Consider the following 25,035-nt stretch of genomic DNA (forward strand, 5'->3'; position numbering starts at 1 on the left):
AAGTTATATGGTAACTATTTTAAAATTTTCAATATGTAATTTCTTATTTATTTTGCTGTAATGCTTTAACATGCTCGTCAGCACTTTCTGCTAGAGCATTTAAATCATAACCACCTTCTAAGATCGAAACTACTTTTCTATTATTATATTTATTTGTTGCAAGAAGTGTTCTTCTTGTAATTTCATAAAAATCTTTCGATTTTAGTTTAAATTGTGCAAGAGGGTCATCCTGGTGTGCATCGAAACCTGCCGAAAAAATTAAAAACTCAGGTTTAAATTCATCTAACTTTTTTAACACATGATTATATGCATCAAAGTAATTTTCAGAAGATGTGCCAGCTGGCAAAGGTATATTGAATATGTTATTAAACTTGCCCTTCTCATTCTCAGATCCGGTTCCAGGATAAAAAGGATACTGATGAGTTGATATATATAAAACTTTTTTATTATCGTAAAAAATGTCTTGGGTGCCATTACCATGATGAACATCAAAATCTATGATACATACTTTATTGTAATTATATTTTTCAATTAAATATTGGGCCCCTATTGCTGCATTATTAAAAATACAAAAACCCATAGCTTTATTTTTTTCAGAATGATGCCCAGGAGGCCTTACAGCACAAAATACATTATTAAATTTTTTTCTCTCCACACCATCTATTGCTTTAATTATAGAACCTACCGCGTCGTATGTTGCCTTCTTACTTCCGGGAGATATAATTGTGTCTCCATCTAAAAATCTTAAACCGCTAGACGGAAATGAATTTTTTATGCTATCAACATAATCAGACCCATGAACTTTTTTTAATATTTTTAGGTCAAACTTTTCTGACTTAACCCATAATAGATTTTTCCTCTTTTTTAATCTTTTTACAACTGCAAAAACTCTTTTTGGTTGTTCTGGATGACCATCACCAGTAATGTGATCCTCTGATGTATCGGATGTTATTATTGCAGTACTCACTTAAAGTATTCTTCTAATATTTCTGCATAAATTTTAGTTAAATTTTTTAAATCTTTTAAGGATACTGCCTCATCTATCTTATGCATAGTTTTGCCAACTAAACCAAACTCAAGGCAAGGTGATATTTTTCTTATAAATCTTGCATCAGATGTACCACCCGATGTTGATAGTTTCGGTTTAATTTTTGTAGTCTTTTTAATAATATTCTGAATTTTATAAACAAAACTACTCGGTTCACATAAAAACGCCTCTCCAGATACTTTATATTCAATTTCATATCTAGATTTTTTCTTTCCACATATCTCTGAAAAAATAGTATTTAATTTTTTCTTTAAAGATTTTGATGTATGTTTATTGTTAAATCGTATATTAAAAGTGGCCCCCGCAGAACCTGGAATAATATTATCTATATTGTTATTTATATTTATACTTGTAACTTCTAGATTAGTTGGCTGAAAATTCTTTGTACCACTATCAAATTTTATATCTTTTAATTTCTTTAAAATTTCTACTATAGTTGTAGATGGATTATTGGCTCGGTGTGGATATGCAACATGCCCTTGAACACCATTAATAACTAACTTTCCAGTTAAACTCCCCCTTCTACCAATTTTAACCATTTCACCCAATTTATTAGGATTGGTTGGTTCCCCAACTAAACAAAAATTTATTTTTTCTTTTTTCTTTTTTAAATAATCTACTAGCTTTTTTGTTCCATTAACCGCATCGCCTTCTTCATCCCCTGTAATCAAAAAGCTTATTGAACCTTTTAAATTTTTATTTTTTGTCAAAAAAATACTTACAGCAGATACAAAAGCTGCAATTGAACTTTTCATATCGTTAGCGCCCCTTCCAATTAGATGACCATTTTTAACTTTTGGTTTAAATGGGTTTACAGTCCAGTCATTTAAATTACCTGGAGGTACAACATCCAAATGTCCAGCATAACAAAAATTTGGACCTTTATTTCCTAATCTTGCATACAAATTTTTTACGGGTTTATGTGTTTTATCTTTAAAGGTAATTATCTTAGTTTTGAAACCTAATTTTGTTAATTTTTTTTCAATAAAACTCATCACCCCTGCGTCTATAGGTGTAATAGATGGAAATCTAATTAGCTCTTTAGCTAACTCAAGCTCATTTATTTTTTGCATTTTTATTCTCTTAAAAGATCGTTTACCGAAGTTTTAGATCTTGTTTTTTCATCAACTTGTTTAATTATTACTGCGCAGTATAGCGATGCAGCTGATGAATTATTTTTATCTGGTAAGGTTCCTGGTACAACAACTGAGTAAGGAGGTATTTTACCATAAGATATTTTTCCTGACTTCCGATCTACAATTTTAGTTGATTGACCAATGTACATTCCCATGCTCAAAACCGATCCTTCACCAACGATCACTCCTTCAACTACTTCAGACATTGCACCTAAAAAAACGTTATCTTCAATAATTGTAGGCAATGCTTGAGCCGGTTCCAAAACTCCACCAACTCCAGACCCTGCTGATATATGACAATTTTTTCCAATTTGACAACAACTGCCAGCTCTCGCGAAGGTGTCTATCATCGTGCCCTCATCAATGTATGCGCCTATGTTTACATAGCAGGGCATCAACACAGCATTTTTACCGACGAAAGATCCTTTTCTAACTGGAGAATTAGGAACCATTCTAAAGCCAGCTTTTTCATGATCCTCTTTTGACCAACCAGCAGTTTTACCTTTTAACAAATGAGCTTTATCATACCAACTACTATAAGGACCATTTAAATTTTCCATTGGATATATTCTAAAACTAAGCATTATTGCTTTCTTAATGTGTTGGTGAGCAATCCATTGACCATTTATTTTTTCAGCGGCTCTAACTTTTCCGCTATCCAAGTCCGCAATTATTTGATTAATTGCACCTTTAATCTTTTGATCTGAGCTAGGACTAATTTGATCCTTAATTTCCCAGGCATCATTAATAATTTTTTCTAAAGACATAATTTACTTGTTTTTTAATAGCCTTATTTCTTTTAGAAATAAAGATAGATTTTCTATTTTTTGAGAAATATAATCTTTATTAGAGTCTATCTTGCCAAAATGATCATCATTAATTAGCCAAACTGTATAGCATCCTCTTTCATGACCAATACCTAAATTTTTTGCAATATCTTCAATATAGATCGTTTCTTTTGGATCTATCTTAAATTTATTAAGCATTAGATCAAAAGTCTTTGCCTCAGGTTTTGGGACATATCCAGCATCTTGAATATCGAACACTTTATCTCTTCCAAAAAGATCATAAACTCCAAGGTGTGATAATATGTTTTCAGCGTGTTCAGCACTACCGTTAGTGAAAATAAACTTCTCCATATCTAAATTAATCAATTCATCTCTCATAATTTTATCTTCTTTCATAAAAGAGAGATCGATTGTATGTACATATTTCAAAAATTCTTGAGGTGGTATGTCATGATGTATCATCAGCCCATTTAAACTTGTGTTATACTTATAAAAATAATCAGTTTGTAATTTTTTAGCTTCATCTCGATTTATTTTAAGTCTTTCAGAAATAAATTGCGTCATACGATTGGATACTTGGCCAAATACTTTTTCTAATGAATAATTGTTATGTTTCCCGTAACATACTCCATCAAGATCTAATAATAGATATTTCATTTTTTTTAAATCTTTCATTTTCTGATTAAAGTTCCTGATCCTTTATCTGAAAAAATTTCAAATAATATTGAATGTTTTTTTCTTCCATCAATTATTGCAACAGCGGTTACTCCATTGTTAATAGCGTCTAAACATGTATTAATCTTTGGTATCATTCCCTCAGTTATTGTTTCATCTTTTATCATCTCTAAAATTTTGGAAGAGGAAACTTCTTGTATTAGCTTTTTATTTTTGTCTAAAACTCCTTCTACATTAGTCATTAAAAGCAATCTTCTTGATTTGAGCGATTTAGCTATTGCACCTGCAGCAGTGTCTCCGTTTATATTATAAGTTTGTAGATCTTTTCCTAATCCTAAAGGAGAAATGATAGGAATAAGGTTTTCATTTAATATTTTATTAATAACATCAACCTCAATTTTTTTAGGCACACCTACAAAACCCAATTCACTTGACTCTGGATCAACATGAATAACATTGTTACTTTTTGTATTAATTGGAACACCTTTTGTCCCTTTTTCTTCTAATGATTTAACGATATCATTGTTAAAATCTATAAGAACATTTTCTACTATATTTATGATTTTTTTGTCAGTTACCCTTAAACCTCTTATAAATTTTGATTTGATGTTTGATTTATCTAATTCTCTTTTTATCCTAGGGCCTCCACCATGTACTACAATAACAGAAAGCCCTAACTCGTTTAATATATTTAAATCAGATATAAAATTATTGAAAATTTCTCTGTCAATGAATACGTTACCGCCATATTTTATTACTATTAATTCATTTTTATATTTGTTAACGTATTTTTGAACTTCCTCGATAGGAGGACCATCATTAGGTAAAATTTTTTCTAGTTCCATTTAAGAAGCGGTTTTAACAGTAGTTCTTTTCATAATTACATACTGTTGGGCCATAGTAAGAATATTGTTTGCGGTCCAATACAGCACAAGTCCTGATGGAAAAGGAGCTAAAATTATTGTTAAAAATAATGGAAAGAACATAAAAATTTTTTTTTGAATTTCATCCTGAGGGGCTGGATTTAGTTTCTGCTGTAGCCACATTGTAAATCCCATCATCACTGGAAGGGCCCCAATAATCATGAAAGATGGTGGATCCCATGGAATTAAACCAAATAAATTAAAAATTGAGGTTGGGTCCTTTTCAGACAAATCTTTTATCCATCCAAAAAATGGCTGATGTCTCATTTCAATTGTTACAAATAACATTTTATAAATTGCAAAGAAAAAAGGTATAGAAATTAAAATTGGCAAACAGCCTGATACTGGGTTGATACCTTCTTTCTTATATAGTTGCATCATTGCCTGTTGTAATTTCATTTTATCATCTTTGTGAATTTCTTTAAGTCGAGCCATCTCGGGTTGAACTAACTTCATACGGCTCATTGATTTAAAAGCATAATTATTTAATGGAAAAAATGCTAATCTTAAACAGACAGTTATTAGTATTATTGCAATTCCATAATTACCTGCGAGTTTAAAGAAATAATCATTTAAAAAAAATAGAGGTTTTACTATCCAATAAAACCAACCCCAATCAATAACAAGATCAAACTTTTTAAGACCTAAACTTTCATTATAACCATCGATAACATTTACTTCTTTTGCTGCAACAACCACATTAACAATATTACTAATTTGGGCATTTGGTTTAGAGTCATAGGAGTCTGTTTCTATGTAGTTTACTTTGAATTTTTCATTATATTCAAAATCTGCTCTAAACTTTTTGTTTTTTTGTGGAATTATACTTGTTAACCAATATTTATCAGTTATACCTAAAAAACCACTATCAGCATTTTTTGAATATTTTTTTTCTAAGATGTCTTTGTAATCTTTTTCAATTAGTTGATCATCTAAAACTCCAAGAGGCCCCTCATGTAAAATAAAGAAGTCTATAATCTCTGGAATTTTAGTTCTAATAATCTGTGCGTATGGATAAAAACTGTAAATTTTGTCTGAATCATTTTTTATTTTTTGCTCTATGGTGAATAAATATTGATTGTCAATTTTTATAATCTTCTCAAAAGTTAATCCCTGACTATTTTTCCAAATAAGAGTTACATCATTATTTGGGGTTAGTTTTGAATTACCTTCAATTTTCCAAATTGATTTGTTATTAGGAATATCTATATTTTTATTGTTAGATACCCAGCCAGACTCAATATAATAACCATTTGATGTTGCTTTGGGATTTAATAAAGTTACAGATTGATCAGAATCGAGTTGAGTTTTATATTTTTTAAAAATTAAATCATCTATAGTTGCACCATTTAATGAAATTGAGCCCTTAATACTTTCATTTTCAAAATAAAATCTGCCATCTAACTTTAAAGCTTCTTTTCTAGAAAGATTGGTAATTTTTTCGTTAGTATCTATACTTGGAGCATCACTACTGTTAACAATTTTTTCTTTTTCTTTTCTCTTTTTTATTTCTTCCGGTGAAGGTTGAAAAAACAAGCTCCATATTACTATGATAGCAAGACTGAGAGATATAGCGGCTATAATATTTTTTGTGTCCATAATTATTTTTTATTTTTTAAAGGTCTGTAACCTTCCCCTCCACCTAAAAATTTAATTGGATGACAAGTTATTAATCTTAGAATGCCTTTAAAAGATCCTTTAAAAGGTCCATAAGTTTTTAAACAATCAATAAAGTAATCCGAACAAGATGGAAAATATCTACAGTTACTCCCTAACAAAGGTGAAATTAGATATTGATAAAATTTAATAATTTTTATTAGTATTATATTAATAAATTTTATCATAAAATTTTTTTAAAATCTAAAAGCATTGTTTCTTTAATATCACTGTACTTACTATCTAAAACATTTTTTTTAGCAATAATTAAGTATGAATATTTTAAATTAATCTTGATAGATTTTAAAATACAGTTAATTATATTTTTCAATCTTCTTTTAATTTTATTTCTTTGGACTGCTTTTCCAAGTTTTCTTTTCGCAATAATACTTATATTTAGTGTATTATTGTTTTTATATAATAACTTCTTAAAAAAAATTGTAGAATAATAATTATTTATTTTCTTGCCAGATAAAATTTTTTGGAAATCTTCATTTTTTGAAAGACTTAAAATTTTAATACCCATTATACGGTCAGTTTTCTTCTACCTTTTTTTCTTCTCCGTGATAGCAGTTTTCTCCCACCTTTTGTTTTCATTTTAGATCTGAAACCGTGACGTCTTTTTCTAACAAGTCTGCTTGGTTGATATGTTCTTTTCATAGGTAATATTAAAATTTTCGGTAGTTATAGAAAATATATATGTATAAGTACAGAAAATTTTTATAATACTTCAACATATGGAAAATACAAAAAAATTAAAAATTTATTTAGGTATTTCGTATGTAATTTTGATATCCACATTCTTATATTATTTTTTCAGTAAATTTTCTTTGCAAGAGCTCTCAAGTTACGATTTTATAAAAAACAATGTAGACTATTTTTCTAATCTAAAAAGTAAGAATTATTTTACATTAATAGTAATTTTTTTTCTCTTTGTAGTTATCTGGGTTTTGTTACTAGGTTTTGGATCACCAGTCGCTTTAGCATCAGGTTTTATATTTGGAAAATGGATTGGGACAATCTTAATTGCGATATCTCTGTCAATTGGCTCTTTATTACTTTATATAATTACTATTTTCTTCTTCAAAGATTTAGTTCACCAAAAACTTGGTAATCGAATGATTTTTTTAAAAGAATTATTTAATAAAAATGAATTTTTGTATTTTTTAATTTATAGATTTGTAGGTGGAGTACCTTTTTTTATAGCTAATACACTTCCTGTTATATTTAATGTTAAATTAAAAAATTATTTTTTAGGAACTTTAATTGGGATGATTCCACAATTGTTTATTATGGTTTCAATTGGAAGTGGTCTTGAAAAGATTATTGATGCAAATACTACTCCACCTTCATTTTTTGAAATAATTTTATCTAAAGATATATATTTACCTCTTATAGCCTTCTTGCTCATAGTAATAATTAGTGTTTTTTTAAAAAAGAAATTATATAAGTAAAATATTCGGTGCCCCTTGCCCGACTTGCACGGACGACTTTTTCCTTACCATGGAAATACTCTACTACCTGAGTTAAAGGGGCTTCTAACAATCAATAAATTTACTGTATAAAATTAATTTTTTCAAATTATTGCCTTATTTTTTTTTTTTAATATAAGTATTATTTTTAAAAAAATTTTATGGGAATTCATTACGATTATAAATCCACACGAGGGGCAAAGGCTATGGAAAAGCAAGCTAAGAGAGAGAAAAAGCTTGCCGAGAAAAGAGCAAAAAAACAGCTTAAGGCTGGCTTAAATAAAAAAGAGGAAGAAACGTTCCCAATCGATCAAGTAGTCACATTAGAACACTTAACAAATCCTGAAAAAAAATAACAAGAATGAATAATAAAAGAAAGCCCTCAAAGCTTGATCTTGAAAGGGCTTTACGTCAAAACTTAAGAAAAAGAAAAATTTTTAAAAAACCAAAAAAAAAAAATGATACTAAATGATAAACAAATAAAAAAGTTATCAGAAGAAGAAGAAATGATAACACCTTTCGTCTCAGAAAGTATATCAAAAGGTATAAGTCATGGACTCAACTCTTTTGGTTATGATTTAAGATGTGGCTCAGAATTTAAAATATTTACAAATATAAAAGGTGCTACAGCCGACCCAAAAAATTTCAGCGAGGATAATTTTGTGACAGTTAAAGGTAAAGAGTTCATATTAATACCTCCAAATTCGTTTGCACTAGCAAGTAGTTTAGAATATTTTAAAATGCCAAGAAATGTCACAGGACTTGTTACAGCTAAATCTACTTATGCAAGATGCGGACTAGGCACTCCTCCAACAGTTTTAGAAGCAGGATGGCATGGAAATTTAGTTTTAGAGTTTTCTAATCACACAAGTAATTCTATTAAACTTTATGCCGATAGTGGCGCTGCGCAAATACTATTTTTTAAAGGAGATCAACCGGAGGTTTCTTACTCAGATAGAAAAGGTAAGTATCAAGGCCAAGTTGGAATTACTTTAGCAAAATCAAAATAAATGAAAAGATTTTTAATAAATGGCCCTAATAAAGGTGTTAAGGGTGAAGTTAATGTAAGTGGTGCTAAAAATTCTTGTTTGCCTCTAATGGCAGCTTCAATTTTGTTTAAGAAAAAGGTTATTTTGAGAAATGTACCTTTTGTGAAGGATGTTTTGACCATGAAAGATTTACTTATATCTTTAGGTTCAAAAGTTGAGCTAATAAAAGAAAAAAAAATTATTAAAATAACAAATAACAAAAAACATAAATTGATTGTTCCATACAATTTGGTTTCTACTATGAGAGCGGGCGTTTTAACAATGGGACCTTTATTAGCCAGATATCCAAAAAGTAAAATTAGAGTCGCTTTAGGCGGAGGTTGTGCTTTAGGTATTAGAGACACTTCTTGGCATCTTTCAGGATTTAAAAGTCTTGGTGCAGATAATACTCTTAAAAGAGGTTATGTTAATATTTACTCAAAAAATGGTTTAAAAGGGAATGTTTTTAAATTTCCAAAAGTTACTGTTACGGGAAGTTCAAATTTGATTATGGCATCAGTGCTTATAAAAGGAGAACACATAATCAAAAATATTTCAATAGAACCTGAAGTAAAAGATTTGATTAAATTTTTAAATAATTCTGGGGCACAAATAAAGTTTATAGGAAAAAGATCTATAAAAATTCAAGGTGTTAAAGAATTTATAAATGGCGATCATACTATTATTGGTGATAGGATTGAAGCTTTTAGTTACTTATGTGTAGCTGCGATAACAAATGGAAGAATCAAAGTAAAAAAAATTGATCCCAAATACTTAAATGCAGAATTAAGAATATTAAAAAAAATCGGATACAAAATAGAAACAAATGCGAATTCAATAATGGTTTCACCAGGAAAAAAAACAAAACCTACATCAATTAAAACTGGTCCTTGGCCGCAATTTGCCACCGACAATATGCCAATCATTTTAGCAGTTTTAACAAAGGTGTCTGGAAAAAGTGTAATTGAAGAAAAAATTTTCTCCAATAGATTTATGGCAGTACCAGAATTAAAAAGAATGGGTGCAAAAATATCAATAAAAAAAAATAAGGCATTTATTATTGGACAAAAAAAATTAAATGCCGCAGATTGTATTTCATCAGATTTAAGAACTACATTTTCAATAATCTTAGGAGCAATATCGGCTGAGGGATCTTCTACAATATCTAGAATTTATCATGGTTTAAGAGGCTATGAAAACCTACAAATCAAGCTCAAAAAATTAGGTATTAAAATTAAATTAAAAAAATAATGTCCAAAAAATATTTAGCTAAAATTTTAGCAAGAGATTTGAATGGGTTAAATATGATTTCTTTATATTGTCACAAATCAATTTTAAAAATCTCAGATATTAAATTTCTAAAAAAAAATAAGATTTTTCTATTATCTTTAAAGAGAAACTCAATTAAAGCCAAAAATAAAAATAAAGTATTAAGCATATGTAAATTTGAATTTATTGATAAAGCTAGGTCAAAAAATATAAATCAATATTTATCAGAAAAAAATTTGTCACTTCTTGCTATTGATACTATTAAAACAAAAAATGGCTTCGAATTTAATTTGTTATTTTCTAATAATGCCTTTATAACTTTATCCTCAGAAATTATAGAAGTTACACTTGAAGACTTAAAGGAAATTAAAAATGACTTATAGATTAGATGCCAATAGTAAAAATTTTCAAAAAGATCTAATAAAAAAAGTAAATAAAAGGTCAGTCTTTTCTTACAAGGATTATAATGTCGCAAAAAAAATTGTTTTTGATGTAAAAGAAAATGGGGATAAAGCAGTACTTAAGTATGAAAAAAAATTTAATAAAAATGATAAGCTTAAAACAAACTATAAAAATACAATTAAAAATATCAAAAAATTAAATTCTAAAGTAAAAAAATCTATAGATTTTGCATTCCAAAGAATTTTATCATTTCATAAAAACCAAAAGTCAAAAGATATTAAATTTTCAGATAGATTAAATAACAAAATTGATTACAAGTACAAACCATTGAATTCAGTTGGGATTTATATACCTGGTGGAAATGCAAGTTTTCCATCTACTGTTTTAATGAATGCAATTCCTGCCATGCTGGCAGGTGTCAAGAGAATTGTTATTGTAAATCCTGTAAGAAACAAAGATCAAAGTGCTGCTGTTTTATACGCAGCTAAAAAATGTGGTGTAAAAGAAATTTATAGGGTGGGTGGTGCACAAGCAATAGCTGCCCTAGCTTATGGAACAAAAACAATCAAACGAGTAGATAAAATAGTCGGACCTGGAAATATTTACGTTGCAGCAGCAAAAAAAATAGTTTTTGGTGAAGTGGGTATTGATATGATCGCCGGCCCATCAGAAATAACAGTCGTTGCGGACAAAAGTTCAAATGCAAAGTGGGTTGCAGCAGATTTAATTGGTCAAGCAGAACACGATATTAATGCTCAATGTATACTTATCTCAAAGAATAAAAAATTGATTGACAAAGTTCAAAAAGAATTAGAAATACAGTTAAAAAATTTACCACGTAAAAAAATTGCATTAGGAAGCTTAAAAAAAAATGGTTTATTTATTTTCGCAAATTCGGATAAAAAAATTTCTGATATTATAAACATTATAGCACCAGAACATTTAGAGCTTAGTGTTGATAAATATCAATCTATTTTAAAAAATGTAAAAAATGCGGGGTCGATTTGCACAGGAAAATATTCAGCAATGGCGGTAACTGATTATTGTGCGGGCAGTAACCACACTTTACCAACTCACTCCTCCGCAAAATTTTTCAGCGGACTCTCTGTTTTTGATTTTTTTAAAAGAATTTCTTACATAAATATATCAAAAAAGGGTATTGAAACTATTGGTGAAAAAGTTATAAATCTTGCAACTTATGAAGGTTTAGATGGACATGCTAGATCAGTTAAATTGAGAATGGGAGAATAAAATTTGTCAAAGCAAGACTCTTTAGAATTTAAAGGAAAAGTTATTGATCTTTTACCTAATGCAATGTTTAGAGTAAAGCTGGAAAACAATCATATTGTAACTGCACATACTGCAGGAAAGCTAAGAAAAAATAGAATTAGGGTTTTGCAAGGAGATAACGTTACAGTAGAGGTTACCCCCTATGATTTAACAAAAGGGCGTATCATATTTAGATTTTAATGGCCTTGTAGCTCAGTAGTAGAGCAGTACCCTGAAAAGGTATGTGTCGTAAGTGCGATTCTTACCAAGGCCACCACCAAAGTGACATTAAGTCAATTTAAATTGCTTGCATTAAATTTAGAAATCTAATAACAACCCGTTAAAGCTTAATAAGCTTAAGTATAATAACTAACGAAAGAGTAAAATGAGTCTAAAAGGCAAAGTAAAATGGTTCAATGGAAAAAAGGGTTACGGTTTCATTGAGCGTGAAGATAAAGAAAAAGATGTATTCGTACATGCTTCAGCTGTAAGAGAAGCAGGTTTAAGGTTCTTAAACGAAGGTGACGAGCTTACATTTGAAGTTGAAGACGGAGAAAAAGGTCCTGCCGCAGTAAAACTGCAAAAAACCTCTTAATTCTAATTCATCAAAATAATTGTATAGGGATAAGCAAGCTTAAAAGCTTATATTGTTCCTATACAATCAAATGTTGATTTTTTTGATTAAACTGTTAATTAAATCTCAATGATTAAGATTATTAAAAATTTAGCATTATCTCACAGACACCATTTTCATGCTGGCTGCACGCTAGCTATTTAATCATTATATAAATTTAAAAATATCCACAATTAGTATAAAACAAAGATAGGAGCACGGGTAGCTCAGTTGGTTAGAGCAGCGGTTTGTGGAACCGAAGGTCGACAGTTCGAATCTGTCCCCGTGTACCAAAAAATGGAAAAACAAAAAAAAATAAAACCTATAAAGGAATTACCTTCAGGTTTTGAAGACAGAAAAGAAAAAGAGCTTTTAATCAGAGATTTCATAATTTCAAAGATTAAAGAGGTAATGGTTAAGTATGGCTTTCAATATCTTGAAACCCCAAGTTTTGAATTTACTGAAAGTATAGGTAAATTTTTACCTGATAAAGAAAGGCCTGGAGAAGGTGTATTTTCTTTTAAAGACGAAAATAGGTGGTTATCTTTACGTTATGATTTAACAGCACCCTTGGCGAGATATGTTGCAAAAAATTTTAATGAAATACCAAAACCGTTTAAACGCTATCAATTAGGAACTGTTTGGAGGAATGAAAAGCCAGGACCAGGAAGATATAGAGAGTTTCTTCAGTTCGATGCTGATTATGTTGGCACAAAAAATTTACAGGCAGATGCAGAACTATGTGTAATGATATCAGAAATCTTAGAAAATTGCGGCTTAACTCAAAATGATTATACAATTAAAATATCATCTAGGAAAATTACAGATGAATTATTTAAAAAACTAAAAATTCAGTCTCAGGAAAAAATTTCTATAATTCTTCGAGCTTTAGATAAAATAGATAGACTAGGGTGGACAGAGGCAAAAAAATTACTGGGCGAAGGCAGAAAAGATAAATCAGGAGATTATACAAAAGGGGCAGAATTAGACGTTAAACAAATAAAAGCTATAGAAAGCTCTTTGAATGTTAACTCACCTCAGAGTGAGGATTTAAAACAAATAATAAAAATCTTTAAAGATTATAAATTTGATAACTATAAGTTTGATCCTTCGGTAATAAGAGGTTTAGAGTACTACACAGGCCCAATATTTGAAGTTAATCTAAATTTCAGTGTAAAAAATTTAAAGGGACAAGTTATTCAATTTGGATCAATAGGTGGTGGAGGGAGATACGATAATTTAGTAAGCAATTTTGGTAATCTTGATTATCCAGCAACTGGCATATCAGTAGGTATAGATAGACTTGTGTTTGCACTGATGCAAAAAAAAGAATTTGATTTAAAAGTTACGCGCCCTGTAATGATTAGTATCTTTGATCAAAATAATATGAAAAAATACATAGAAATACTTAAGAAACTAAGATCAGAAAATATCAGTTCAGAGATTTATCCTGGTGAGGGTAAAATAAAAAAACAAATGGAATACGCTAATAGAATTAGTTCTCCATGTGTAATTTTTGCCGGCGAAGAAGAAATTAAAAACTCAGAAGTCAAAATAAAAGATCTTAGAACTGGAAAAGAAACTAATATTAAAAATGAGAAAATGGTAAATGAAATCAAAAAAATTATCTGAAAATATATTAAGATTAATAAAATCAGAAGGTTTTAAGTATATTAATTTAGATACTGTAATAGAAACTAACCATATTGTTGAAAGATCTGGTGAGTCATTTAGACGTTTCATTTTCTCTTTTAATGATCAGAAAGGTAATGAAATTTGTCTTAGACCAGACTTAACAATTGCATCATGTCTAAAATATTTAAATGAGAAAAATAAAGCATCCAAAAAAGTATTCTACAGTGGACAAGCTTATAGAAAAACTCAAAGATTATCAGATAATATAATAAGAAATCAAATTGGTTTTGAAATTATCGGCTCTAAGAAGGAAAAAGATGATGATAAAAAAATTATTAACACAGCAGTTAAATCATTATCAAAAGTAAAATTTTCATCGGGTGTTTTAACTATCGGAAATATCGAAATATTTAAACTTCTATTGAATAAATTGGATATTCCTAAAAGATGGAGATTGAGACTACAAAGACATTTTTGGAGAGAAAAATATTTTAACGATTTGTTAAAAAGACTAGAAACTAATTCTGATGTAGATCCAACAATTGTTGAAATAGATAAAAAAAAATATGAAGTAATGCTTAAACAAAAACAATCAAAAATTATTGCTGGAAGGTCACTAAATGAGATTCTAAACAGATTTAATAATAAGATAAATGATCCAAGAAGGCCCCAAAAAGGCAAAAATGTCGTAAAAATAATAAAAGAGTTTCTTAAAATAGATTGTCCAATCAGTGAAGCATTTAACAAATTAAATCTTTTTTTTAAAAAATATAAAATTAATTTAAGAGTAGAAAAAAAATATTTCCCAATCTCTAAAAATAAATTTTCAAGATTAAATGTAAAATATTCAGCTTCTTTTGGCAGACAATTAGAATATTACACAGGTTTAGTCTTCAAAATTGATATTAAAATTAAATCAAATAAAATTAACATTATTAATGGTGGACGATACGATAATCTTATTGGTGATCTTGGATCAAATAAAAAAATACCAGCAGTTGGAGCAGCTATAAATTTAAATGATTAATATTGGAATTCCCAGTAAAGGTAGATTAAGAAAAGATATATTAAAAATTTTTTCTAAAAATAATTTAAAACTTAAATCTGAAAGAGGAGAGAGAGACTTATTAGGATCTTTAAAAGGATATAAAAATATAAATATTACTTACTTACATGCGAGAGAAATTGTTGAAAGATTAGGAGATGGAACTTTGGATATTGGTTTTTCAGGGTTTGATTTATTAAAAGAAAGTACAATTAATGTACAAAAAAAAATAATAGTGAAAAAAAAATATACTTTTGGTAAAGCCAATTTAGTAATTGCTATTCCTGATGATTGGATTGATGTTCAAACAATAGCTGACTTGGAAGAAATTGCATTTGAGTTTAAAGAAAAAAAAAAAACTAGATTAAGAGTAGCTACAAAGTATCCAAATTTAACAACAAATTTTATGTTTGAAAGAGGTGTTACACAATTTAAAATTGTAAAGAGTCTTGGTGCAACAGAAATATATCCATTCACAAGTTCTTCAGAAATTATAACAGATATCACCTCTACAGGTGAAACTTTAAGAGCTAATAATTTAAGAATATTGAAAGACGGAGTAATACTTAAATCTCAAGCATGTTTAATGATTTCCCAAAAAAGCCAAAAAAAGAAAGGTGTTTTTAATATTATAAATAAACTTAATAAAATTGTATAGTATGGGCATGGATTCGTTACTTACAATTTTAATTATTATCTTGCTTCTTGCTAATTTTTTAGCAATTTTATTTCTCATCAAGCGTAAATACCCTTATCTTGTTAATAATGAGCAAATTTTTAAAGATGAATTAAGTTCTTTAAAAAATACATTTAGCCAATCTTTTGGGTCAATGAGTAAAGAAATAGCAAAAGATATGACAGGAGCTCTTACAAAAGTTGATGAAAAAGTATCAGTTTTTAATCAACAAGTAAGCGAATTAAATAAAAGCCAAGATAACTTTAGTAGAATTTTAAGTGGGGTAAAATCATACGGAACTCTTGCGGAATTTGGATTAGGTGCACTCCTAAAAGATTTGTTACCAGCATCTCAATATGTCGCGAATGCTAAAATGAAAGAGGACACCTCAGAAACAGTAGAGTTCGCTATTAAGCTTCAAGATGTAATGTTGCCAATTGATAGTCACTGGCCTGTTGAAAAATATAAAGCAATTGATGATGCATATAATGCTAATGACAAAGATGCACAAGCAGAGGCAAGAAAAGATTTAGCATCAGCGTTTAGATTGAAAGCTAAAAATGTTAACGCAAAATATATAGCACCCCCGAAAAGTACAGATTTTGCAATAGTTTATGTTCCAACTGAGGGTTTATTCTCAGAACTCTCTAGTTACAGAGATCCTAAAACTAAAGAGCTGCTTTTGCAGGAATTAAGAACCAAATATAAGGTTACAATTTCTGGCCCTAACACTTTGTCTGCTTTATTACAATCCTATTATTTAGGATTTCAAACACTAAAAGTTCAAAAACATGCTACACAAATTTATAATGATTTAAGAAATATAAGTTCTAGATTTGAAAAACATTTTGATGGAATAAAAGAACTTAGAAAAAAACTGGAGCAAGCTATGCAAGCCACCGATAGTTTTGGAAGAGATGCAAGATCTATAATGAATACCTTAGGAAATATCAAAGATCCCGAACAAGTTGAAATAGCGTCAAAAAATGAGAATGTTGAAAAATTAAATATACCAACTTCAAAACAAGCTAAAAACTAATTTAAATTATTTTAAATAGCTCTATAAATGACTTGATGAAGTGGAACACCAAATTTTCTTATCCAAAATCAACAAGATCTTTGATAAATGGTTCAAGACATTACTCTCTAGATGGATCAAGTTTACCCTCTGTGACAACAATTTTGTCAGCTACTAAAAGCGAAGAAGACAAAGCTGCAATTCTTGCTTGGAAACAAAGAGTAGGGACTGTTGAAGCGGAAAGAATTAAGAAAGAGGCCTCAGCAAGAGGAAGTTCTATGCATTCTTATATAGAACAGTTTTTATACGGAAAACTAAATCAAGAACTATTAGAGGACAACAATAAGTCAAAAAAAATGGCAGAAGAAATTATTGATAATGGTTTGAAAAATAAATTGTTAGAGATATGGGGATCCGAAGCTACAATATATTATCCTGGCAAATATGCAGGTACTGCAGATTGTATAGGAGTTTATGAAGGCAAAGAATCAATTTTAGATTTTAAACAAAGTAATAAACCAAAAAAAGTGGAATATATAGAAGATTATTTTTTACAAATTGGAGCTTATTCTTTAGCTCACAATACTGTTTATAATTCTAATATTACCCAAGGCGTAATTTTATTGTGTACTGTAGATAGATTGTTTCAGGATTTTAAAATTGAAGGTAATGAACTAATAAATTTTCAGAATAAATTTCTTGAGAGAGTTGAAAAATTTTATCACTTAATAAATAAATAATTATTTGACTTTATTCAAAATTAATATACTACGGACTTACTTGCTACTTGTTTAGATGCGAGCCTTCATACTTTTCGATTAGCATTAATTAATAATTTATGAACATAGTAATTTGGGACATAGAATCCTCAAGCTCTAGTACAGACTTTGGAAGTATTATTGAAATAGGTGGAATTTTAGTAGATCAAAACTTAGTAGAAAAAGAAAGATTTAATTTAAGGTGTAGACTTCCAGAAGGAGAAATTCCTCAATGTATGGCTCTTCTTGTTAACAAAACTGATGTTAACATGCTAACAAAAGCAAATCTAAGTCATTATCAAATGTTATCTCAAGTTGAGATGATTTTTAAAAAATGGAGCCCAGCTATATTCTTAGGGTGGTCTAATATAGGTTTTGATGACGAAATGATAAGAAAAGAGTTTTTTAAAGGATTAAGATATCCATACATCACAAATTCATCTCCTAACAAAAGACATGATGGGCTAAACATTGCTCGCGGTGCTTTTGCTTTAGATAATAAGATATTAAAAACTGAGACTAACGAAAAAGGTAATGCTGTAATGAAGCTAGAGTCTTTAGCCAGAATGAACGGTTTTGAGACTAAAGGAGCTCATAGTGCCTTATTTGATGCAGAACTAACTCATAAAGTTTTAGGTCTGATAAAAAATAAACAACAAGATACATGGGACAATTTTTTAAAGACTTCAAATAAGTTAGATACAGAAACAATAATAAAAAAAGAAAAGATTATTACTCTTAATGAGTACTTTTACGGAAAATCGAGATTATACCTATGTGCACCTCTTCATCCAAAATTCTGTATCCACCCAATATATCAATGGGGCCAGGCTGTTGATTTGAGAGTTGACGTTGAACCTCTCCTAAAAATGTCTATCAGTGAACTAAAATCTCAGATGAAAAAAACACCAAAATTTTTAAGGACTATTAGATCAAATAAAGCGCCAATAATAATAGGTAAAGAGTATGGCATGAAAGCCGAACCTTATAGCGCTATGAACGTCTCTTTAATAAACAAAAGAGCAGAATTAGTAAACACAAATGAAAAATTTTCTGAGAATATCTTAACTGCATTAAGAGAAATTGCTGAGGAAAAAGAGCAATCAAAATCTCAAGAAGATATAGAGCCAGAGGAAAGTATTTATGTAAAATTTACACCCAATAAAGATACTAATTTATTTCAAAAATGGCATGAAGCACCATGGAATGATAAGTTAAAATTGCTAGATAAATTCGAAGATCAAAGAATGGTAGAATTTGGAAAAAAAATAATATTTCAAGAAGCACCCCATGTTTTACCAGAGTCTATGTTGAAGAAAATCAAGATGGAAATTGCCAAAAGAATTTTAAGTGAAAAAAAGGAAAAATGGTGGACTTGTAAAGAATTTTACCATGAATGCGATAATCTTAGAGATAAATTTACTAATGAAGGCAATGAGCTAAGTTTAAAGTTTCTCGATCAATTAAATAATTACGTAATGTCAATTGAAAAAAAATATAAAAATATTTGATGTGGATAAAACTATTTAAATTATTTAAGAACTTGAATATAAAAAAAAATTTTATATAAGAAATATATGGCAACAGTAAACCTTACAGATGAAAATTTTGAATCAGAAGTTATCAAGTCTGGAAAACCAGTGGTTGTTGATTTTTGGGCAGAATGGTGCGGGCCATGTAAGCAGATTGGACCCATACTAGAGGAGATTTCTGATGAAATCTCAGAAGTGGTAATTGCTAAACACAATATTGATAATGAACCCAATACCCCTACTAAGTATGGAGTAAGAGGAATTCCTACTATGTTACTATTTTCTGGTGGCGAACTCAAAGCGACTAAAGTTGGAGCAACTACAAAATCTAATATTGTATCTTGGATTAAAGAAAATATTTAATTAAGATTTAAAACTTCACCAGCCAAATAAAGGCTTCCAGCGCATAAAAAAATACAATTTTTATCTTTATTATTCAACATTAAAGATTCTTCAATACTTTTTGCAGTATGAATATTTTTTTTACCAAGCTTCTTTTTAAATTCTTCTTTAGAAATCGAACCTTCTTGATTAGGAATATCTACTAAAGTTATTGAGTTTACGGAATTCTCAAATTGATCAACAAACTCTTTATGGGGTTTGTCATTCATCATCCCACAAATAAGATGCACTTTTTCGTTTTGTTGTTTAACCCATTTAGAAATTGAAATTGCTGAATTCATATTATGCCCCCCATCTATTATGAGCCTATTTTCACCTATTAAATTTTTTAATTTACCAGATTTTATTTCTTGTAAACGTCCTTTTAATTTCATTTTTTTCATACTATTTTTGATATTAGCATCAGATATATTAAATATTTTTCTACTAGCCGCAATTGAAGTGCTGATATTATAAATTTGGTGATCTCCGATCAAATTAGGCTGAGGTAGCATCATTTCTCCTAATTCATCTTGATAATGAATAAAATTGTTTTCAGATTTTGCTACGTTAAAGTTATCCCCAAAGAAATATTTTTTAGATTTATTTTCTATTAAAGATTTTTTAATTTTTGTTTTTATTTCTGAGTTCATTTGATTGTTAATGAATATGCTGGATGTTGGTAATGAGCTAGTTTTTTCATAAATTACACCATCTATCGATTTATTATCCAACCAATTTAGATGATCTAAGTGAATCACTCCTAAAAGGGTAAGCAAATTTTTCTTAAATACATTAGTACTATCAAATCTATGAAATAGACCAGCTTCTATAATATTTACATTATCTTTGAAGCTTTCAGCATATTTTATAAATGCGCATGTTAATATTTCAAAAACTGTTGCATTATCATTACCTAATATTCTATCAACATCTTCTAATAAAATAGCAAGATTATTTTCATCTATTTCTTCGTTATTAAAAACAAATCTTTCTGTGTAGGATTGTAAATGAGGAGATGTATATAAATTGCATTTATAGCCAGATTCTTTTAAAATAATTCCTAGAGCTGTAGCCATAGAGGCTTTCGCATTCGTTCCAACTACAGTTACAACATTTTCTATTTTGTTTTGTGGATTACCCAGTTTGCTTAATAAATTAAAGGTTCTGTCTAAAGATAGATCAATCTTCTTACTATGACGCTTCTCTATTTTCGATATTATTTTCTGAAGTTTTGTCACCATCTTCTATTTTTACCTCAGATTGCTTCTTTAGCAAGATAGATAAAAGAATACCAATTTTTTCTGGCAAGTCTTTTCTTTGAATTATTGTGTCTACAAAACCACAATTTAGGACGTGTTCTGATTTTTGAAAATTTTCTGGCAATTCTTCTTTAACTGTTCCCTCAATTACACGTCTTCCAGCGAAAGCAATTAAAGCACCTGGCTCAGCAATTTGGATATCACCGAGCATCGCATATGAAGCTGTGATACCCCCTGCGACTGGATCAGCAAATAATACAATATAGGGAATTTTGTTTTTTTTAAGTTCATTAATAGCTAGCGTTGTCCTAGTCATTTGGTTTAACGAAATAATAGATTCTTGCATTTTCATTCCACCACCTGTTGCAACAACCAACAGAGGTTGTTTATTTGAAATAGAATTTTGAGCAGCAAACAAAAAAGCCTCTCCCTCTGCTGCTCCAATACTACCTCCCATATAATTAAAATCTGAAGCAACAGCTGTTAATTTTATATTTTTTATTAAACCATCAGCTACAACCATACTGCAATTTAAACCTGTTTTTTTTCTTGCAACTCTTAGCCTCTCTTTATACGATTTTGAGTCAGTAAAATTTAAAGGATCATCTGGTGGCATTGGTGTTTTAAGCACTTGGTAATTATCTTTTCCAAATAACAAATCAAATCTTTGCTTAGGATTAATTCGATGATGTTTACTACATTCGGGACAAACCCATAAATTATTTTCCAAATCTTTTTTTAAAATCGGACCTTTGCAACAAGATGTCCAATCACTCTCTTCTATATCCTTACGGGATGGTCTTTTTTTGAGTAATTTTTTTATTTTTTGACCAAAATCTAGTGTTTTTTTTAACCAATTCATAAAATTTTATTTTTAAGTTTTTTTACCATATTGCTAACCTTTGTGACAGGATTTTGTCTCTTATTCAAACTACTAGTTATTTCTTTACAAATAACACTACCTACAACTAGTCCATCAGCAGATTTTAGGCTTGAAATTGTTTTCTCAGTTATACCAAAACCAATTACACAATTCTTTCTTGGATTGATTCTTTTTATTTTCTTATAATTATATATAATTTTTTTAGGTGAAACTTTAAGTTTACCACCTGTTGTTGACAGCATTGAAATATAATAAATCATATTGTGAGAGTCTTTTACAATTGAATTTAATCTTCTTTTTGATGTGGTAGGTGATATAAGTTGAACAAAACAAATAGCCTTTTTTCTACATTTGCTTGCAAACTTTTTATTTTCTGGCCAAGGTAAATCAACAATTATTAAACCATCTATCTTATTTTTTTTACAATCGTTTAAAAACTTATTTTGCCCGTACTGCAATATTATATTAAAGTATCCCATTAAAATAACCGGCTTTGAAAATTTACTAGATTTAAAATCTTTAACAATTTTAAAAACATCTTGAATCTTGGTGCCATTCTTTATTGCTCTATAAGAACTTGTTTGTATCTGACCGCCATCTGCAATTGGAGTGTTATGTGGAAATCCAAGTTCACAAATATCAGCGTACTTAGATATAGACTTTAAAATTTTTAAAGAATTTTTTTTTGAGTTATCTCCAGCAACTGTATATGTAAGCAATGCGGGTCTACCCTCCTTTTTTGCTAAACTAAAAGCTTTTGAAATAGAGTTCATCAGAGCTTTATGCCTAATTTCTTTTTTAAAATTTTTCTATCTTTTTGTGCGTCACCGCAACTATTAACAATAACTATTGTATCCTTAGAAAGCTTTTTGGACTCTGAAATCGCAACTGAAAAAGCATGACTTGGCTCTAAAGAGGGTCTTATACTTTCATATTTGGTAACAATTTTAAAAGCTTTAAGAGCATCTTCATCACTTGCTGCAGTATATCTTGCTCTTTTAGAATCTTTCAAAAAACAATGAAGAGGTGAAACTCCTGGATAATCTAGACCAGCTGAAATTGACTCTGTTTCCTCAATTTGACCTTCTAAATTTTGATTAACATATTGAGCTGCCCCGTGTAATATACCTATTTTAGATCCATAAGTTAATGGTGCTGCATGTTTTTTACTTTTAGATGGTCCGCCTGCTTCAACTCCGATAAATTCAACCTGTTTTTTATCATAATCCATAAATTCGTTCCAAAATCCAAAACTTGAACTTCCCCCACCAACACAATTATAAAGTTTCAATCTTCTTGGTATTTTTCCAAATTCATCAAGTATTTGAATTTTTAATTCTCTTGAAATTTGACTTGTTGACCAGCCACAAATTTTAACAAATATATTGGGCCCAACTGTTGAGCCCACACACATTGCTGTTGTATCACAATTAGCAACCCAAAATCTCATACATTCAGAGACAGCATCCACCAAGGTTTGACTACCTGAATAAACTGGCACAATTTCAGCGCCATTACTTTTAATAGCTTTAACGTTTGGTTGTTGTCTTTTAATATCTTTTGCACCCATAAAAATTTTACACTTAAGGCCAAATTTTTTTGCAGCCATACTTAACATTTTTCCTGCATAACCAGCTCCTGTATCCCCACAAATAATTCTTTTACCTGATTTTTTGGCTAACAGACAATGAACTGTAGCATTATAAATTTTATGAGCGCCCCCATTAGCATCAGATACCACTTTGGACCATATTTCAGCTCCACCTACATGTTCTGTCAGATTACTTAATTTTATAAATCTAGTAGGAGCTCCTACCCAATTCTTAAAATAATTATCTCTTTCATTTAAAAACTTCTTATCCTTTTTGAGTTTATTAAATAATAATTCTAAATCATTAATTGGTTTTTTTAGGGTTTCTGGAACAAAATTTCCCCCAAATTTACCTCCCCAAAATCCAAATTTATCATGTTGATCTATAACAGAAATTTTTTTTTTTAATTTCATACTTTGTTAACCTCAATTAAAAATTGGTCAATTTTTTTTAGACTTTTTTTTCCAGTAGAATCTTCTAAAGCTCCACTTACATCAATAATATATTCTTTGCTTTTAAATTTTAATATATCATTAATTTTAAGATTCCCCGCAACCATTTTTTTAAAATTATTAGGCATGCCATTCAATAAGTTATGATCAAAACCTAAAGATTTTTCGTAACCTTTGGAGTCAAATAATATTATATCAGAGAATGGCAAAAAATCTTTATAATTTTTTAAATCAGATTTATTTTCAATGGTTATAGCCGATATAATTTTTTTGTTATATTTTTTTTTAATTTGGTTAATCTCCTCTGGTGTACAATCATATATTTGATAGTAGTCAAATTTTAAATATTGTATTTTTTTTAATATTTCATCTGTGGGCTTAACCAATACTGCAACAAATTTAGATTCTTTTTTATCAATATTTATCAAATTTTTAAGTTTATCAATTTCTACAAAACGTTTTGATTTGGGGTAGTTAACAATAAAACCAATAAATTTTGGAGGAAACTTGTGATTGATAATAAAATTTAATATTTTATCTTCAGATACACCACAGATTTTACATTCTAGTGTCATTGACCTAGATGATCACTTAATTTTTTAAAGTTTTTTTTAATATTTCCTTTAGTTATATCCCTACCTATTACTAACCAGTCACTTCCTTGTTTAAGTGCATCTTTAGGAGACATTACTCTTTTTTGATCACTTACTTTTGAAGAAATTTTTATACCAGGTGTTATAATCTCTTTGTAAAAATATTTTTTTACAAATTTTACTTCATGAGGGCTACAAACAATTGCATCAAGATTAGCTTTACTAGCAAGCTTAGCTTGAAGACTAACAATATCTTTTAAAGGTCTGTTATGACCTATATCTTTTAAGTCTTTGTTATCTAAAGAAGTTAAAGTTGTAACTCCAACTATTTTAATTTTTCCTGAAACTTTCTTTACGTCTTTTAAGGCCCTTAAACCTGCAGAAATATGAACTGTTAAATAATTTATTTCTAAATCTCTCAAAGCAATTAAAGTCGATTGCATAGTATTAGGTATATCGTGAAGTTTAAGATCAATAAAAATAATTTTTTTTTTTAGTTTTGATATAAATTTTCTCCCATTTTTTGAATTTAGAAACTCTAGACCAAATTTATAACCAATTTTGAAATTATTTAATTCACTTTGATTAATTATTGAATTTGCTTTTTTCATACTTTTTGTATCAATTGCTAAAAATATTTTATTCTTCATTGATTTTTTTAAATAGTTCTTTGCTCATTTTAAAATTTATATTTTTCTTTTCTGGTGTATAAACTCTTTCGCCGGTTTTTGGATTCCTTGAATTTCTTTCTTTTTGGGTTTTTTGGTAAAATATACCCCATCCTCTTAACTCAACTCTCTCATTATTTTTTAATGCAATTTTTACTTCATCTAAAAATATATTAAAAACTTTTAACAAATCTTTTTTAAGTAAATTTGGATAAATTAACTTTAATTGTTTAATTAAATCTGATTTTGATACTGACAATT

Annotated in this window: 31 protein-coding genes and 2 tRNA genes; 17 read left to right on the plus strand and 16 right to left on the minus strand. The window is 29.0% G+C overall.

Going from position 1 to position 25,035, the window contains the following annotated elements; all coding sequences use genetic code 11:
- Nucleotides 1-43: 43 nt before the first annotated feature.
- The 9 genes from AMN80_RS01395 to rpmH are packed head-to-tail and all read right to left on the minus strand — an operon-like array spanning nucleotide 44 to nucleotide 6,886.
- Nucleotides 44-967, minus strand: a complete 924-nt coding sequence (locus AMN80_RS01395; RefSeq protein ID WP_075520231.1) for a histone deacetylase family protein — start codon at nucleotides 965-967, stop codon at nucleotides 44-46.
- On the minus strand, nucleotides 964-2,121 hold the full coding sequence (gene dapE, locus AMN80_RS01400) for a succinyl-diaminopimelate desuccinylase (RefSeq protein WP_075520232.1): 1,158 nt from the start codon (nucleotides 2,119-2,121) through the stop codon (nucleotides 964-966). Before dapE ends, AMN80_RS01395 begins: the two co-directional genes overlap by 4 nt.
- A gap of 2 nt (nucleotides 2,122-2,123) precedes the next feature.
- On the minus strand, nucleotides 2,124-2,951 hold the full coding sequence (dapD, locus tag AMN80_RS01405) for a 2,3,4,5-tetrahydropyridine-2,6-dicarboxylate N-succinyltransferase (RefSeq protein ID WP_075520233.1): 828 nt from the start codon (nucleotides 2,949-2,951) through the stop codon (nucleotides 2,124-2,126).
- Between the two features lie 3 nt (nucleotides 2,952-2,954).
- Nucleotides 2,955-3,647, minus strand: a complete 693-nt coding sequence (locus tag AMN80_RS01410; protein WP_075520234.1) for a pyrimidine 5'-nucleotidase — start codon at nucleotides 3,645-3,647, stop codon at nucleotides 2,955-2,957.
- On the minus strand, nucleotides 3,644-4,492 hold the full coding sequence (gene argB / locus AMN80_RS01415; protein ID WP_075520235.1) for an acetylglutamate kinase: 849 nt from the start codon (nucleotides 4,490-4,492) through the stop codon (nucleotides 3,644-3,646). The genes AMN80_RS01410 and argB overlap by 4 nt, the downstream gene beginning before the upstream one ends.
- Nucleotides 4,493-6,169 carry a membrane protein insertase YidC gene (gene yidC, locus AMN80_RS01420; RefSeq protein ID WP_075520236.1) on the minus strand — a complete coding sequence of 559 codons (1,677 nt, stop codon included), beginning with the start codon at nucleotides 6,167-6,169 and terminating at the stop codon, nucleotides 4,493-4,495.
- A 2-nt stretch (nucleotides 6,170-6,171) separates the two neighbouring features.
- The gene (gene yidD / locus AMN80_RS01425) at nucleotides 6,172-6,414 is read right to left on the minus strand and encodes a membrane protein insertion efficiency factor YidD (protein ID WP_075520237.1); all 243 of its coding nucleotides are present in this window, start codon (nucleotides 6,412-6,414) and stop codon (nucleotides 6,172-6,174) included.
- A complete protein-coding gene (gene rnpA / locus AMN80_RS01430; protein WP_075520238.1) occupies nucleotides 6,411-6,752 on the minus strand; it encodes a ribonuclease P protein component in 342 nt (113 codons plus the stop codon). The genes yidD and rnpA overlap by 4 nt, the downstream gene beginning before the upstream one ends.
- Complete coding sequence (rpmH, locus tag AMN80_RS01435; RefSeq protein WP_075520239.1) at nucleotides 6,752-6,886, minus strand: 50S ribosomal protein L34; 135 nt, start codon at nucleotides 6,884-6,886, stop codon at nucleotides 6,752-6,754. The genes rnpA and rpmH overlap by 1 nt, the downstream gene beginning before the upstream one ends.
- A gap of 77 nt (nucleotides 6,887-6,963) precedes the next feature.
- Here rpmH and AMN80_RS01440 point away from each other — a divergent pair, with 77 nt between their 5' ends.
- The 17 genes from AMN80_RS01440 (at nucleotide 6,964) to trxA (ending at nucleotide 19,306) form a co-directional block, all read left to right on the plus strand.
- Nucleotides 6,964-7,680, plus strand: coding sequence for a TVP38/TMEM64 family protein (locus AMN80_RS01440; RefSeq protein WP_075520240.1), 717 nt, complete (start codon nucleotides 6,964-6,966; stop codon nucleotides 7,678-7,680).
- Between the two features lie 224 nt (nucleotides 7,681-7,904).
- The gene (locus AMN80_RS01450; RefSeq protein ID WP_256997973.1) at nucleotides 7,905-8,054 is read left to right on the plus strand and encodes a hypothetical protein; all 150 of its coding nucleotides are present in this window, start codon (nucleotides 7,905-7,907) and stop codon (nucleotides 8,052-8,054) included.
- A gap of 102 nt (nucleotides 8,055-8,156) precedes the next feature.
- Nucleotides 8,157-8,708, plus strand: a complete 552-nt coding sequence (dcd, locus tag AMN80_RS01455) for a dCTP deaminase (protein ID WP_075520242.1) — start codon at nucleotides 8,157-8,159, stop codon at nucleotides 8,706-8,708.
- Nucleotides 8,709-9,977: a UDP-N-acetylglucosamine 1-carboxyvinyltransferase gene (gene murA / locus AMN80_RS01460; RefSeq protein WP_075520243.1), complete on the plus strand. Its 1,269-nt coding sequence runs from the start codon at nucleotides 8,709-8,711 to the stop codon at nucleotides 9,975-9,977. It begins immediately after the preceding gene.
- Complete coding sequence (locus AMN80_RS01465) at nucleotides 9,977-10,378, plus strand: DUF2948 family protein (RefSeq protein ID WP_075520244.1); 402 nt, start codon at nucleotides 9,977-9,979, stop codon at nucleotides 10,376-10,378. The genes murA and AMN80_RS01465 overlap by 1 nt, the downstream gene beginning before the upstream one ends.
- A complete protein-coding gene (gene hisD, locus AMN80_RS01470) occupies nucleotides 10,368-11,648 on the plus strand; it encodes a histidinol dehydrogenase (protein WP_075520245.1) in 1,281 nt (426 codons plus the stop codon). The genes AMN80_RS01465 and hisD overlap by 11 nt, the downstream gene beginning before the upstream one ends.
- Nucleotides 11,649-11,651: 3 nt before the next feature.
- Nucleotides 11,652-11,867 (plus strand): translation initiation factor IF-1, encoded by a 216-nt coding sequence (gene infA, locus AMN80_RS01475; protein WP_075520246.1) that lies wholly within the window; start codon nucleotides 11,652-11,654, stop codon nucleotides 11,865-11,867.
- A gap of 1 nt (nucleotide 11,868) precedes the next feature.
- Nucleotides 11,869-11,943: transfer RNA gene (locus AMN80_RS01480), tRNA-Phe, on the plus strand.
- Between the two features lie 108 nt (nucleotides 11,944-12,051).
- A complete protein-coding gene (locus AMN80_RS01485) occupies nucleotides 12,052-12,261 on the plus strand; it encodes a cold-shock protein (RefSeq protein ID WP_075520247.1) in 210 nt (69 codons plus the stop codon).
- A 234-nt stretch (nucleotides 12,262-12,495) separates the two neighbouring features.
- A tRNA-His gene (locus AMN80_RS01490) sits at nucleotides 12,496-12,572 on the plus strand.
- A 4-nt stretch (nucleotides 12,573-12,576) separates the two neighbouring features.
- On the plus strand, nucleotides 12,577-13,911 hold the full coding sequence (gene hisS, locus AMN80_RS01495; RefSeq protein WP_075520248.1) for a histidine--tRNA ligase: 1,335 nt from the start codon (nucleotides 12,577-12,579) through the stop codon (nucleotides 13,909-13,911).
- Complete coding sequence (locus tag AMN80_RS01500; RefSeq protein WP_075520249.1) at nucleotides 13,889-14,941, plus strand: ATP phosphoribosyltransferase regulatory subunit; 1,053 nt, start codon at nucleotides 13,889-13,891, stop codon at nucleotides 14,939-14,941. Before hisS ends, AMN80_RS01500 begins: the two co-directional genes overlap by 23 nt.
- Nucleotides 14,934-15,617 carry an ATP phosphoribosyltransferase gene (gene hisG, locus AMN80_RS01505; RefSeq protein ID WP_075520250.1) on the plus strand — a complete coding sequence of 228 codons (684 nt, stop codon included), beginning with the start codon at nucleotides 14,934-14,936 and terminating at the stop codon, nucleotides 15,615-15,617. Before AMN80_RS01500 ends, hisG begins: the two co-directional genes overlap by 8 nt.
- Nucleotides 15,618-15,624: 7 nt before the next feature.
- Nucleotides 15,625-16,674 (plus strand): DNA recombination protein RmuC, encoded by a 1,050-nt coding sequence (locus tag AMN80_RS01510; RefSeq protein ID WP_075520297.1) that lies wholly within the window; start codon nucleotides 15,625-15,627, stop codon nucleotides 16,672-16,674.
- Between the two features lie 35 nt (nucleotides 16,675-16,709).
- The gene (locus tag AMN80_RS01515; protein ID WP_075520251.1) at nucleotides 16,710-17,393 is read left to right on the plus strand and encodes a hypothetical protein; all 684 of its coding nucleotides are present in this window, start codon (nucleotides 16,710-16,712) and stop codon (nucleotides 17,391-17,393) included.
- A 98-nt stretch (nucleotides 17,394-17,491) separates the two neighbouring features.
- Nucleotides 17,492-18,922: an exonuclease domain-containing protein gene (locus AMN80_RS01520; protein ID WP_075520252.1), complete on the plus strand. Its 1,431-nt coding sequence runs from the start codon at nucleotides 17,492-17,494 to the stop codon at nucleotides 18,920-18,922.
- A gap of 66 nt (nucleotides 18,923-18,988) precedes the next feature.
- Entirely contained in the window at nucleotides 18,989-19,306 is a 318-nt protein-coding gene (trxA, locus tag AMN80_RS01525; protein WP_075520253.1) for a thioredoxin, read from the plus strand.
- Here the strand turns inward: trxA and AMN80_RS01530 are convergent.
- From AMN80_RS01530 to AMN80_RS01560, 7 genes are read right to left on the minus strand one after another with little or no spacing between them, the layout of a single operon-like run.
- A complete protein-coding gene (locus AMN80_RS01530; protein ID WP_075520254.1) occupies nucleotides 19,303-20,568 on the minus strand; it encodes a bifunctional folylpolyglutamate synthase/dihydrofolate synthase in 1,266 nt (421 codons plus the stop codon). The two genes, trxA and AMN80_RS01530, sit on opposite strands and share 4 nt — an antisense overlap.
- The gene (locus AMN80_RS01535; protein WP_075520255.1) at nucleotides 20,519-21,448 is read right to left on the minus strand and encodes an acetyl-CoA carboxylase carboxyltransferase subunit beta; all 930 of its coding nucleotides are present in this window, start codon (nucleotides 21,446-21,448) and stop codon (nucleotides 20,519-20,521) included. Before AMN80_RS01535 ends, AMN80_RS01530 begins: the two co-directional genes overlap by 50 nt.
- Nucleotides 21,445-22,242, minus strand: coding sequence for a tryptophan synthase subunit alpha (gene trpA / locus AMN80_RS01540; protein WP_075520256.1), 798 nt, complete (start codon nucleotides 22,240-22,242; stop codon nucleotides 21,445-21,447). Before trpA ends, AMN80_RS01535 begins: the two co-directional genes overlap by 4 nt.
- Nucleotides 22,242-23,474 carry a pyridoxal-phosphate dependent enzyme gene (locus AMN80_RS01545; RefSeq protein WP_075520257.1) on the minus strand — a complete coding sequence of 411 codons (1,233 nt, stop codon included), beginning with the start codon at nucleotides 23,472-23,474 and terminating at the stop codon, nucleotides 22,242-22,244. The genes trpA and AMN80_RS01545 overlap by 1 nt, the downstream gene beginning before the upstream one ends.
- Nucleotides 23,471-24,088, minus strand: a complete 618-nt coding sequence (locus tag AMN80_RS01550) for a phosphoribosylanthranilate isomerase (protein ID WP_075520258.1) — start codon at nucleotides 24,086-24,088, stop codon at nucleotides 23,471-23,473. The genes AMN80_RS01545 and AMN80_RS01550 overlap by 4 nt, the downstream gene beginning before the upstream one ends.
- Complete coding sequence (gene pyrF, locus AMN80_RS01555; RefSeq protein ID WP_075520259.1) at nucleotides 24,085-24,756, minus strand: orotidine-5'-phosphate decarboxylase; 672 nt, start codon at nucleotides 24,754-24,756, stop codon at nucleotides 24,085-24,087. Before pyrF ends, AMN80_RS01550 begins: the two co-directional genes overlap by 4 nt.
- The gene (locus AMN80_RS01560; protein WP_075520260.1) at nucleotides 24,746-25,033 is read right to left on the minus strand and encodes an HU family DNA-binding protein; all 288 of its coding nucleotides are present in this window, start codon (nucleotides 25,031-25,033) and stop codon (nucleotides 24,746-24,748) included. The genes pyrF and AMN80_RS01560 overlap by 11 nt, the downstream gene beginning before the upstream one ends.
- Nucleotides 25,034-25,035: the final 2 nt, after the last annotated feature.

It is taken from the genome of Candidatus Pelagibacter communis, assembly GCF_001179985.1.
GTDB lineage: Bacteria > Pseudomonadota > Alphaproteobacteria > Pelagibacterales > Pelagibacteraceae > Pelagibacter > Pelagibacter ubique_J.